10 protein-coding genes are annotated in these 12,471 nt (G+C 71.9%); 3 read left to right on the top strand and 7 right to left on the bottom strand.

Annotated elements, in window-relative coordinates; genetic code table 11:
- Window positions 1-145: 145 nt before the first annotated feature.
- The 6 genes from V1634_RS29100 to pepN form a co-directional block, all read right to left on the bottom strand.
- A complete protein-coding gene (locus V1634_RS29100; RefSeq protein ID WP_331210925.1) occupies window positions 146-1,357 on the bottom strand; it encodes an alginate lyase family protein in 1,212 nt (403 codons plus the stop codon).
- Between the two features lie 195 nt (window positions 1,358-1,552).
- Window positions 1,553-2,398 carry a DegV family protein gene (locus tag V1634_RS29095; protein WP_331210924.1) on the bottom strand — a complete coding sequence of 282 codons (846 nt, stop codon included), beginning with the start codon at window positions 2,396-2,398 and terminating at the stop codon, window positions 1,553-1,555.
- A gap of 89 nt (window positions 2,399-2,487) precedes the next feature.
- Window positions 2,488-3,120 (bottom strand): histidine phosphatase family protein, encoded by a 633-nt coding sequence (locus tag V1634_RS29090; protein ID WP_331210923.1) that lies wholly within the window; start codon window positions 3,118-3,120, stop codon window positions 2,488-2,490.
- Window positions 3,117-3,515: a ribosome silencing factor gene (gene rsfS / locus V1634_RS29085; RefSeq protein ID WP_331210922.1), complete on the bottom strand. Its 399-nt coding sequence runs from the start codon at window positions 3,513-3,515 to the stop codon at window positions 3,117-3,119. The genes V1634_RS29090 and rsfS overlap by 4 nt, the downstream gene beginning before the upstream one ends.
- A gap of 99 nt (window positions 3,516-3,614) precedes the next feature.
- Window positions 3,615-4,211, bottom strand: a complete 597-nt coding sequence (nadD, locus tag V1634_RS29080; RefSeq protein WP_331210921.1) for a nicotinate-nucleotide adenylyltransferase — start codon at window positions 4,209-4,211, stop codon at window positions 3,615-3,617.
- 94 nt (window positions 4,212-4,305) lie between these two features.
- Window positions 4,306-6,828, bottom strand: a complete 2,523-nt coding sequence (gene pepN, locus V1634_RS29075; protein ID WP_331210920.1) for an aminopeptidase N — start codon at window positions 6,826-6,828, stop codon at window positions 4,306-4,308.
- A 70-nt stretch (window positions 6,829-6,898) separates the two neighbouring features.
- On the opposite strand from pepN, the gene V1634_RS29070 reads away from it, so the two are divergent.
- Window positions 6,899-7,117: a DUF397 domain-containing protein gene (locus V1634_RS29070; RefSeq protein ID WP_101371446.1), complete on the top strand. Its 219-nt coding sequence runs from the start codon at window positions 6,899-6,901 to the stop codon at window positions 7,115-7,117.
- A 54-nt stretch (window positions 7,118-7,171) separates the two neighbouring features.
- On the opposite strand, the gene V1634_RS29065 is transcribed toward V1634_RS29070, so the two are convergent.
- Window positions 7,172-7,978, bottom strand: a complete 807-nt coding sequence (locus tag V1634_RS29065; protein ID WP_331210919.1) for a hypothetical protein — start codon at window positions 7,976-7,978, stop codon at window positions 7,172-7,174.
- A 456-nt stretch (window positions 7,979-8,434) separates the two neighbouring features.
- Here V1634_RS29065 and V1634_RS29060 point away from each other — a divergent pair, with 456 nt between their 5' ends.
- Both V1634_RS29060 and trpS read left to right on the top strand, forming a co-directional pair.
- Entirely contained in the window at window positions 8,435-11,095 is a 2,661-nt protein-coding gene (locus V1634_RS29060; RefSeq protein WP_331210918.1) for a PQQ-dependent sugar dehydrogenase, read from the top strand.
- 343 nt (window positions 11,096-11,438) lie between these two features.
- Entirely contained in the window at window positions 11,439-12,470 is a 1,032-nt protein-coding gene (gene trpS / locus V1634_RS29055; RefSeq protein WP_331210917.1) for a tryptophan--tRNA ligase, read from the top strand.
- Window position 12,471 lies beyond the last annotated feature (1 nt).

The following is a 12,471-nucleotide window of genomic DNA, read 5'->3' as shown; positions in this document are numbered from 1 at the left end:
ACGGAGCGCCCTACCGGCCGCAGACCGCCGGCTGTGGACAGCCGACGCCACTGTGGACAACGCCCTGATCAAGCGAAACTGTGCTAGCCGCTGCCCCCGGCCCGGGTCGCAGGCCGACCGCACGCCGGCCGGCGACCCGAGCGCCTCAGTGGGGGTTGCCGGCGTGGGTCAGGGTCTCCCAGGCGACGAAGAGGTAGTTCGTCCCGGCCGGGCGCTGCCGCTCGGTGAGCTGCTGGGTCCGGGTCATCGGGATGCCCCGCCGGTTGTTCAGGGCGTTGAAGGCCACCTCGGTGACCGGACCGAGCCCGAGGGTCAGGCTGCCGCCGCAGAGCGTCGACGGTACGGCGTCGCCCAGCTCGTACCTGGCGTGGAAGCCGAGCGCGTGCCGCAGCCGGTCCTGGATCTCCGGATAGATGTCCTGGCCCTGGTGCCGCAACGTCTCGGCGACGTGCGAGATGGCCGAGATGCCGTACCCGGTGTGCGTGAAGTCGCGGCAGGTCTCCTGGGAGAGTCCGTCGGAGAAGACCTCCTGGTCGTGCCAGTACGACACGATCTCGGCCCGGGTGTCGATGCTGCTGCCGACCGGGCCGCGCGGGTACGCCCCGTCGCTGGTCAGGTAGAGGAAGGCCGGCAACCGGTCGCGGAACTTGCCGACCGCCCGGTCGTAACCGGCCCGGTCCTCCAGGAATACCGCGATCCCGAGTGCCGCCTCCATCATGCTCAGTTCCCAGTTGCCGTTGCTGGTCGCGTTGCCGTTGATGATCTCGGGCAGGTAGACGTCGCGTAGCATCGTGCCGAACCGGCTGACGCCGGCCGACGACCAGCCGCCGTAGGTGTACCGGATGATCTCGGCGGCCCGGGGCCAGCTCGACCCGGCCCAGGCGGTCTGCAACGGTGCGTTGCTGTTGGTGTGGTCCCGGATCGTCGCCGACCAGGCGTCCATGATCTGGATCGCCTTCTCCGCGTACCGGCTGTCCTGGGTGATGTACCAGGCCAGCGCCAGGCTGTACGCGGCCAGCGCGTCCTGCCGCTCGTCGGTGCAGCCGTTGTTGGGGTTGGAGTACGAGCCGCACTCGACGACCGCCCGGGGCTTCGGGGTACGGCTCAGCGAGGCGAAGGCGCTGGCCATCATCTGGTCGTAGGCGCCCTTCCAGGGCTGCGCCCCGGCGTTGACCCGACCCCGGACGAAGTCGAGTTGCGGCCGGCTGACGAGTACGCCCGGGTGGGTGAAGGTGGGCGGCGCCGCGACCCGCACCTCGGCACCGAGCGGGGCGGCCGGCCCGGCCGGCGCGGCGGCACCGGGACCGGCGTACGGGACGATCACGGCGGTCGACAGCAGTAGCCCGGCGGCGATCATCCGGGATGTTCTGGCGCGGAGACGGGATCTGGACACGCTGCTCCTCCTGCTCGCGTAAGCGTCGGCAAGGTGGCGGACGACCACTTCTCTTAGGAAGGTTTACTGTCCAATAAGATCAGCCAGATCGATCCCAGTCAACGCCTACCGGGCCGGAAGCCGCGTTCCTCCAGGAAGGCCGCGAGACGGCGAGGTCAACTACAAGCGGTGCACCACGACACAGACCAGCCCCGGTCCGGCGTGCGTGGCGATCACCGCGCCGGCCTCCGTGACGTACGTGGCCCGGAGCCGGTCACCGAGGCGCCCGGCCAGCTTCTCCGCCAACTCGGCCGCACGCCCGGGTACCGCGAGATGGTGCAGCGCCACCTCGACCTCACCGGTCCCGGCCGCCTCCACGGCGAGGTCGACCAGCCGGGCCAGCCCCCGCCCGGCGGTGCGGACCCGATCCCGCAGCGCGATGCCGCCATCCGCCACGTGCAGGATCGGCTTCACCGACAGGGCGGTGCCGAGCAGCGCCTCGGCGGCGTTGATCCGGCCACCACGGCGGAGGAACTCCAGGGTGTCGACGTAGAAGAAGGTGCTGGTCCGGCCAATCGCGTCCAGCGCCGCCCGGCGTACCTCGGTCAGGCCCGCACCCCGGGCGGCGGCCGTGGCGGCGGCGACCGCCGGGAAACCGAGACCCATCCCGGTCGACCGGGCATCGACCACGCTGACCCGGGGACCCGCCTCGGCTGCGGCCAGCCGGGCCGCCTCCACCGTGCCGGAGAGTTCGGCGGAGAGGTGTACCGAGACGACGCCGTCGGCCCCCTCGGCCAGCAGCCGGCGGTACGTCTCGACGAACTCCTCCGGCGCCGGCCGGGACGTACTCATCGCGAACCGCCGGGCGCCCAGCGCCTGGGCCGCGTCCGCCGGCCCGACGTCGATGCCCTCCCGTCCCGGGGTCCCGTCGAGCACGACGATCAGCGGTACGACGGTGAGCCGGTGCCGGTCGGCCAACTCGGCCGGCAGGTAGGCGGTGGAGTCGGTGACGACCGCGACAGGCATTCCGGCACGTTAGCCGATCACCGGCGGCGGAACGACCGGCCGGCCACCGGATGGCGACCCAGCCGGGCGGCCGACCCGCCGGGAACGGCTCAGACGGGGGCCGGGGCCGGGCCCGGGGCGACCAGGCGGCCGACGTTGTGCCCGCGCAACTGCCAGCCGCGTACCTCGTCGTGCCGCAACTCGGTCCAGTGGCAGTTGTTCAGCGAGCCGACCGACCGCAGCACGGTCGAGTCCCAGCCGAGCAGATAGCCGCAGCCCTGCCGGGCGCCGCCGCCGTGCGTGGCGATCACGACCGTGCCGCCCGGTACGGCGTCGGCGGCCTCCTGCAACGCGGTGCCGACCCGCTTGCCGAGGTCGTCGAGGCTCTCCACCTCGGCGCCCGGATCCGGGTCACCGCTGCGCCAGCGGGCGTACTCGGCGGGGAACCGCTGCGCCACCTCGGTCATCAGCAGCCCCTGCCACTGCCCGTAGAACCGCTCCCGGAGCCGGAGGTCGGTGCGGATCGGCAGCCCGGTCAGCGCCGCCAGCGCGGCTGCGGTGTCGGCCGCCCGGCGCAGGTCGCTGGCGACGATCGCGTCCGGGCGCAGCGCGGCGAGCAGCGGCGCGGCCTCGGTGGCCTGCTCGCGGCCGAGGTCGTTGAGGGGTACGTCGAGTTGGCCCTGCACCCGGTTGGCGGCGTTCCAGTCCGTGTTGCCGTGCCGCCAGACGATCAGCCGGGTCATTCGGCGATGCCCGCCTCGGCCTCCACCAGGTCCCGGTCGACGAACGGGATCGTCGGGCAGTCCTTCCAGAGCCGGTCGAGCGCGTAGAACTCGCGTTCCTCGCTGTGCTGGACGTGCACCACCAGGTCGACGTAGTCGAGCAGCACCCAGCGGCCCGCCCGCTCGCCCTCGCGGCGGACCGGCTTGGCCTTCTCCGGAAGACCGACCAGTGCCTCCTCGATCGCGTCCACGATCGCGGTCACCTGCCGCTCGTTCGGCGCGGAGGCGAGCAGGAACGCATCGGTGATCACCAGCTGGTCCGCCACGTCGATGATGACGATGTCCTGCGCCTTCTTGTCGGCTGCGGCCTGCGCGGCAACCGTTGCCAGCTCACGGGCGCGGTCGGAAGCTGTCACCATTCTCCTTCGATCAACCGTCGGACCCTTCTAGCCTCTCACACGCGGGGACCGTACGGCGCGGCAGTTAACGAACGATGAGCATGAAAACGGGCGGAATCACCCCTGGTACAGCCTCCGTTTGGCGATGTACTGCACCACACCGTCGGGGACGAGATACCAGAGTGGCCCACCGGCGGCCACCCGGGCGCGGCAGTCGGTCGAGGAGATGGCCATCGCCGGCACCTCGACCAGGCTGACCGTGTCGGCCGGCAGGTGCGCGTCGGAGAGGACGAAACCGGGCCGGGTGACCCCGATGAAATGGGCCAGTTCGAACATCTGGTCGAGATCCTTCCAGGAGAGGATCTTCTCCAGCGCGTCGGCACCGGTGATGAAGAAGAGCTGCACCTTCGGGCCGTACTCCGAGTGCAGGTCGCGCAGCGTGTCGACGGTGTAGGTCGGGCCGCCCCGGTCGATGTCGGCCCGGCTCACCTGGAAGCGCGGGTTCGAGGCGGTCGCGATCACGGTCATCAGGTAGCGGTCCTCGGCCGAGCTGACCGGCTCGTCGGCCTTCTGCCACGGCTGGCCGGTGGGCACGAAGACCACCTCGTCCAGCTCGAACCGGTCGGCCACCTCGCTCGCGGCGACGAGGTGCCCGTGATGGATCGGGTCGAAGGTCCCCCCCATGATCCCTATCCGCCGGATGTCTGCCTCCACGGCTTGATCGTAGGCCGGACGCGCCGCCCGGTCCGGCGAGCATGAGCCAGATCGCATTTTCCGGCCCACCCGCTCGGCCAGGCCCGGCCCGGCTTCAGCGCCGCGCGGCGAGCGCCCGACGTAGGTCGTCGTCCTCGTCGATTACCACCCGACGCAGGCCGGACGGCAGGTCCTCCCGGTTCAGCAGCGCCGCCGCCAGTTCCCGGGTCCGCGCGGCGACGGCGTAGCACGGATAGGCCACCGCCGCGATCCGGTCGGCCACCCACGGGGTACGGCGCCGCGCCGCCCCCGGCATCTCGGCGAAGTACCGCTCCACATAGGAGTCGGTCAGTTCCGCCTGCTCCGGTTGCCAGAACCCGTGCGCCGTCGCCTCCAGCAGCCGGTTCGACAGGCTCGTCTCGCCGACGAGCAGCCGCCAGGCGTGCTCCTTGGCCGCCGGGTCCGGCAGCGCCGCCCGACACTGCGCGGCCCGCTCCGCCCCGCTGGCACTCGGGTCCTCGGCCTGCTCGGCGCCGATCTCCGGCTCCCCCACCGCACCGAGTACGGCCAGCCGACGCAGCACCGCCCAGCGCAGCTCGGCGTCGACCGCCAGCCCGTCGGGTACGTCCTTGCCGGCCAGCCAACCGGTCAGCCGGCCGGTGTCGACGGTCGAGGAGATCCAGCCGCGCGCCGCGGCGAGCTGGCCCGAGCCGCCGGGCGGCGCCACCGCGAGCAGCCGCGCACAGGCCCCGGCGAGCTGCTCCAGCGCGGCCGGCCGGACCTCCGGCGGGAGATAGCGGTCGAGCAGGTCGCGAGTCCGAGCCAGCACGTCCTGCACCACCACCACCTCGGTCTCGGCGGGCAGCGCGGCCACCACCAGCGCCACCAGCTCGGCCACCGGGCGTTCTCCGTCGGTCACCGCGTCCAGCGCCTCCGCCCAGAGCAGCGCCCGGGCCAGCGGATCGGCCAGCTCGGGCAGGGCCGACGGCACGGCGGCGACGGAGGCGGCGTCCAGACGTACCTTGGCGAAGGTCAGGTCGCCGTCGTTGGGCAGCAGCAGCCGGGCCGCCGGCTGACCGGTCAGCCCGGACAGCACCGTACGACCGCCGTCCACCGCCGGGTCGAGGTCCACCTCGACGCGGTCCCGCAGCCGCAGCGCGGTTCCCCCGCCGGCCGGATCGGGATCGTAGAGCCCGACACCGATCCGGTGCGGGCGCAGCACCGGATGTTCCGGCGGGGCGGTCTGCACCAGGGCGACCTCGGCGTAGTGCCCGTCCTCGCGCAGCCGCACCTCGGCACGCAGGGTGTTGAGCTGCGGCTGGCGCAGCCACACCGCCGCCCAGCCGGCCAGGTCGCGACCGCTGCCGGCGGCGAGCGCCGCCAGCAGGTCGGCGAGGGTGGCGTTGCCGAACCGGTGCGCCGCGAAATATCCTCGCAGCCCGGACAGGAAGGCGTCGTCGCCGAGCCAGGCAACGAGCTGGCGGAGCACCGAGGCACCCTTTGCGTACGAGATGCCGTCGAGATTGGCCAGCGCCTCGGCGGCGTCGACGACCTCGGTCGGCGCGACCGGATGGGTGGAGGGCCGCTGGTCGGCGGCGTACCCCCCGGCCTTGCGGCGCAGCGCGAAGGTGGTCCAGGCCCGGTCGAAGCGGGTCGCCTCGGCGGTCAGTCGGGTGCCGAAGTACTCGGCGAACGACTCGTTCAGCCACAGGTCGTCCCACCAGCGCAGGGTGACCAGATCGCCGAACCACATGTGCGACATCTCGTGCGCGATGACGTTCGCCCGTTGCTCCCGCTCGGCGTCGGTCACCGCCGACCGGGGCAGGAACTCGTCCCGGAAGGTCACCAGGCCCGGATTCTCCATCGCGCCCATGTTGAACTCCGGCACGAACGCCTGGTCGTACTTGTCGAACGGGTAGCGCACCCCGAAGAGCCGGTGCAGCCGGTCCAGGCACTGCCGGGTGACGGTGAGGATCTCCTCGGCGTCCCGGTCGAGATGCTCGACGAGCGAGCGCCGGCAGTAGAGGCCGAGCGGGATACCGTCGTGCTCGGCCCGGCGTACCGCGTACGGGCCGGCGACCAGTGACACGAAGTAGGTGGCCAGCGGCGGGGTCGGGGCGAATACCCACCGTCCGGTGACCGGCCCGGTGTCGAGCCGCCCGTTGCCGGCCACGATCCAGTCCTCCGGAGCGACGACGGTCAGGGCCACCGGCGCCTTCAGGTCGGGCTGGTCGAAGCAGGCGAAGATCCGCTGGGCGTTGTCCATCCCCGACATCGCGTAGAGGTAGGTCTCGCCGTCGGCCGGGTCGACGAAGCGGTGCAGCCCCTCCCCACTGTTCGAGTACGCCATCTCCGCCTCGACCACCAGCGTGTTGTCGGCGGCCAGCCCGGTCAGCGGGAACTGGTTGTCGTCCAGCGCGGCCGGGTCCAGCTCAACGCCGTTGAGTCGTACGCCGAGCAGCCGAGCCGGCCTGACCTCGACGAACGTCCCGGCTCCCGGCGCGGCCGCCCGGAACCGGACCGTGCTGGTCGACCGGAACCGCTCCGCCGGCCCGGTGAGATCCAGTTCGATGTCGTACGACTCCACGGTGAGCAGGGCGGCGCGTTCCGCCGCCGCTACCCGGGTCAGGCTCGGCATCCGCTTATCCTGCACGATGGGTCCGCGGACGGTTCGGTCCCGGCCAGATCACCTTATGGAGGAACCGACGATGGCGCAGCACCCCAAGGGCGATTTCGACCTGTCGCGCGCCGTGTGGCAGCGTGCCGAGGGCGACGACTCCGAGGGCGCGGTCGAGATCGCGTTCGTCGACGATCTGATCGGCATGCGCAACTCCGCCGAACCGGACGGTCCGGTGCTGGTCTTCACCCAGGCCGAGTGGGACGCCTTCGTGGCCGGCGCGCAGGACGGCGAGTTCGACCTCGACTGACAGGGCAGCGGGGCGGGCCGGTGCGCACCCGGGCAGCCCGTTGCGCGGTTGTCGTCAGCAGGCGTCGGTGCGCTCCCACCGGTCACCCTCCACCGGGGCGGCCGGGGACGGCAGGTCCGACCCGGACGGCACGGGCGCGGCGGCGGAGACCGTCGGGTCGGGCGAGGGTGGCGCCGGGGTTCCGGTGTCGGCCGAAGGGGTCGGGACGACGACCGTCACCCGCATGCTGCCTCGGGCGATCGTCACCCGGCTGTCGATCCGGTAACTCCCGTCGCCGAGTTCGATCGGTCGATGCCCCCTGACGTTCAGCCAGGTCGCACCGTCCTGGATGTACGCGATCGCCACGACCTCGTGTTCCGGATCCAGGTTCTCGCTGGTGAACAGCATGCAGGAACCGATGTCGTGGACCTTCCAGGCGGCGTACGACCGGATCGTGGTGAACCCCTTGGAGATGGTCCAGGAGAGTTCGCCGTCCTGGCTGGTCAGCACGGTGACGCTGGTGAGGGTCGCCCGGGAACGGTTCTGGATCTGTAGCGCCCCGGCATCCATCGGGTTCTCCGGATGGTCCGCGGGGATAGCCCAGAACGTCACGTCGTCCGCGTTCTTCGCCCGCTCCTGCTGCTCGGCCAGCGCGTTGGCGTCCTTGGCGTAGTCCAGCGAGAAGGCGGCGACCACCAGGCCGGCCACGGCGACCAGCAGGGTCAACAGGTTGTTGTGCCGGTCCCAGAACCGTCCGGCGCCCGCACCCTCCGGCGCTGCCGACCCCGTCGCCGTCGGTGGCGGCTCCGGTGTCGGCTCCGGTGCCGGGGGCGGCTCCGGGACCGGCTGGGCGGGCGACGCCGGGCTACCTGGATCCGCCATGCGGTCCTCCTGATCGATGGGCGGCTGACACAGTAGCGCCGGCCGGCAACGCGAAGACGTGAGCGTCGGCACGCGACGCGGACGCATGAACGCCGGCCGGCGACGCCGACCGTGTGCGCGGTCCGGCCGGTCGGGCGGAACCGCCTCGCCCGACCGGCCGGGCACTCTCCGATGATCCGCCGAGGCGGTGCGTCAGGATCCGGGCGGCATCATCCCCATACAGCAGGCGACGTACGGTAGGCCCGTAGTCACGAGATGCTGACTACGGGCGGTACTGGGCTGCCCCGCCCCGCCCCTCCCCCTAGCGTGACAGATCCTTTGTGCGCCCGGTCCCGGACCGGCGCGAAGGTCGCACCGTGCACTACTTGGAGCTGCGCCAAGTTGGGGGAACGAATGCCATCTTCCGCACGACCGTCACCGGTCGCCCGTCTACTGCGGACAGGAGTCGCGGTCGCGTTGGTCGCCGCGCTGGCCGCACCGATCTCCGGTACGGCACCCGCCGCCGCCGTGGTGCTGCCGACCGGCTTCCAGGAACAGGTCGTCTTCACCGGCCTCAACCAGCCGACCAACATCGAGTTCGCCTCGGACGGGCGGGTCTTCGTCGCCGAGAAGGGCGGCCGGATCAAGGTGTACGACGACCTCGCCGACACCACCGCCACCGTCTTCGCCGACCTGTCGGCGAACGTGCACAACCAACACGACCGTGGACTGCTCGGGCTGGCCCTGCACCCGAATTTCCCGACCCAGCCGTACGTCTACGTGCTCTACGCCTACGACGCCCCACCGGGGCAGACCGCGCCGTACTGGAACGACAACTGCGCCTCGGTCGGCGGTACCAACGGCGGGCGGTGCATCGTCACCGGCCGGCTCTCCCGACTGACCGCCGCCGGCAACACGATGACCGGCACCGAGCAGGTCTTCATCGACGACTGGTGCCAGCAGTACGCCAGCCACGCCACCGGTGACCTGCGGTTCGGTGCCGACGGGATGCTCTACGCCACCGCCGGGGACGGGGCCAGCTACGACCTGGTCGACTACGGCCAGCTCGGCACCCCACCGAATCCCTGTGCCGACCCGCCCGGCGGCACGATGTCCCCGCCGACCGCCGAGGGCGGCGCGCTGCGCTCCCAGGACTCCCGGACCACCGCCGACCCGACCAGCCTGGACGGTACGGTGCTGCGGCTCGACCCGCTGACCGGCGCCGCCGCCCCCGGTAACCCGTCGGCGGCCAGCCCCGACCCGAACACCCGGCGGATCGTCGCCCAGGGGCTGCGCAACCCGTTCCGGTTCACCATCCGCCCCGGCACCAACGAGGTGTGGGCCGGTGACGTGGGCTGGACCCGGTGGGAGGAGGTCAACCGGGTGGTCGACCCGACCGCCTCGGTCACCAACTTCGGCTGGCCGTGCTTCGAGGGCGCCGGCCGGCAGAGCGGCTACGACAGCGCCAACCTCGACATGTGCGAGAGCCTCTACAGCGGTGCCGGGCAGACGGCGCCGTTCTACACGTACGACCACGCCGCCCGGGTGGTGGCCGGGGAGGCGTGCCCGACCGGCAGCTCGTCGGTCTCGGGTGCCGCCTTCTACCCGGCGGCCGGCGGCAGCTATCCCGCCGAGTACGCGGGCGCGCTCTTCTTCTCCGACTACTCCCGGGACTGCATCTGGGCGATGCTGCCCGCCGCACCCGGTGGGCTGCCGGTGGCGAGCAACCGGCGTACCTTCGGCAGCGCCGCCGCCAATCCGGTCGACCTGGCCATGGGGCCGGGCGGCGACCTCTACTACGTCGACCACGCCGGTTCGGTACGCCGGGTCCGCTACTTCCCCGGCAACCAGCCGCCGGTCGCGTCGATCGCCGCCTCCCCCACCTCCGGGACGGCTCCGCTGACGGTGAACTTCGACGGCACCGGCTCCTCCGACGCGGACCCGGCCGACGCCGGCCGGCTGCGCTACGAGTGGGATTTCACCAACGACGGCACCGTCGACGCCACCACGGCGACGGCGACGTACACCTATCCGGCCGGCGGCCCGTACACCGCCCGGCTCACCGTCTACGACACGCTGAACGCCTCCGGCACCCAGACGGTGCCGATCCAGACCGGCAACAGCATGCCGACCGCGGTGATCGACAGCCCGGGCGACGACTTCACCTGGGCGGTCAACGACACGATCAGCTTCACCGGGCACGCGACCGACCCCGACCAGGGCACCCTGCCGGCCAGCGCGCTGCACTGGCGGATGCTGCTGCACCACTGCTACACCCTGGACAACTGCCACACCCACACGTTGCAGGACTTCACCGGCACCAGCGGCAGCATGTTCGGGCCGGACCACGAGTATCCGTCCTACCTGGAGCTGGTGCTCACCGCCACGGACAGCGGCGGGCTGTCGCACAGCACCAGCGTGCGACTCGACCCGAAGACCGTCGACCTGACCTTCAACTCCAGCCCGCAGGGCCTGCAACTGGTCTTCGGCGCGACGGCCCAGGCGGCACCCTTCACCCGTACCGTCATCCAGGGGTCCAGCAACACCGTCAGCGCGGTCACCCCGCAGACCCTCGGCGGCGTGCCGTACGTCTTCGGCTCCTGGTCCGACGGCGGGGCGCAGACCCACGTGCTCACCGCCCCGACCACCCCGGCCAGCTACACCGCGACCTACAACCCGCAGTCGGGCAGCACCCGGCTGCCGCAGTCGGCCTGGACCGTGGCCGGGGCGGACAGCCAGGAGACGTTACTGGTCAACGGCCGGGCCAACAACGTCCGGGACGGCAACAGCTCGTCGATCTGGCACACCCAGCGGCTGCTCTCCAACCCGGCGCACCCGCACTGGATCGACCTCGACCTGGGCAGCGCCCGGACGGTCAACCGGCTGTACTACCTGCCCCGGCAGGGCTCGAACACCGGCGGCCGGATCACCGGCTACGAGGTGTACGTCTCGAACAGCCGGAGCAGTTGGGGCACCCCGGTCGCCACCGGCACCTTCCCGAACAGCGCGGCGGAACAGACGGTGACGATCCCGCCGACCAGCGGCCGGTACCTCCGGCTCCGCGCCCTCGGTGAGGTCAGCGGCAACCGGTGGACCTCGGTGGCCGAACTCAACGTCGGTGTGGTGCCGACCGGCTGACCCGCCGTACCGGCTCCCGGCGACCGCCGGTGGCGGCTGACGACCGCCGCCGACCGATCGCCGGGAGCCGTCCGGCACCGGTCCGCCGACCGGGGTGAGGTGGACCGCCCGCCCGCTCGGGAGCCCCCCGCGCGCGCCCAGCCCCGGCGCGGTGGACCGCCCACCCGGCACACCGGCCCTGCTATCGTGGAGGTGTGCGGATGACCTCGAACGGTTGGTGGCTGCCCTGACGGGCGGCCCACGCATCCGCGTACCCGAACAACAGCCAACGGCCGCCCTCCGGGCGGCCGTTTCGCATGTGCTCACCCGGGGGCGGCTGCCAAACCGGTAAGGAGCACCCGTCATGGCCCCGAGCACCGCACTTCCGGCAACCGCCGCAGTCGCCCCGAACGCACCGGCGCTACGCCGGATCACCGGCCTCAAACCAACCGGCCACCTGCACCTGGGCAACCTGGTCGGTGCGATCCGGCCGATCGTCTCCGGCCAGTACCGGGCCGAGACGATCGTCTTCCTCGCCGACCTGCACGCGCTCACCGTGACCCATGAACCGGCGCAGATCCGGGCGCTCACCCTGGAGCAGGCCACCGTACTGCTCGCCGCCGGCCTCGACCCGGACCGGGCGCTGCTCTACGTGCAGTCGCAGGTACCGCAGCACACCGAACTGCACTACCTGCTGGAGTGTGCCACCGGCTACGGCGAGGCACACCGGATGATCCAGTTCCGGGAGAAGTCGGCGCGGCACCGGCAGGTCCGGCTGAGCCTGCTCAGCTATCCCGTGCTGATGGCCGCCGACATCCTGCTGTACGACGTGCAGGAGGTGCCGGTCGGCGACGACCAGCGCCAGCACGTCGAACTCACCCGCGCCGTGGCGACCCGGTTCAACACCCGGTACGGCCACACCTTCACCATCCCCCGGGCGGTTCATCCGACGGTGTCGGCCCGGGTGATGGACCTGACCGATCCGACCGCCAAGATGGGCAAGACCAGCAGCAGCGAGGCTGGCACGATCTTCCTGCTCGATCCGCCCGAGGTGATCCGCCGCAAGGTGCTGCGTGCCGTCACCGACCCGGGCCGGACCGTCGAGTACGACCCGCGACGCCGGCCCGGCGTGGCGAACCTGCTGGAGATCCTCGCGACCTGCGTGGGCGGCTCACCCACCGCCCTGGCCGACGAGTACGGCTCGTACGCCCAGTTGAAGAACGCGGTCGTCGAGGCGGTCGAGGCGATGCTCCGGCCGATCCGGCTCCGCCACACGGAACTCGCCCGCGACCCGGGCTACGTCCGGCGGGTACTCGCCGACGGCGCCGACCGCGCCCGTGACAACGCCACCGACACCGTCCACCGGGCGAAGCGCGCGCTGGGGCTGCTGCCCTGAG

This window comes from Plantactinospora veratri, assembly GCF_036421995.1.
Lineage (GTDB): Bacteria > Actinomycetota > Actinomycetes > Mycobacteriales > Micromonosporaceae > Plantactinospora > Plantactinospora veratri.
This window is presented reverse-complemented; position numbering and strand designations above follow the sequence as displayed.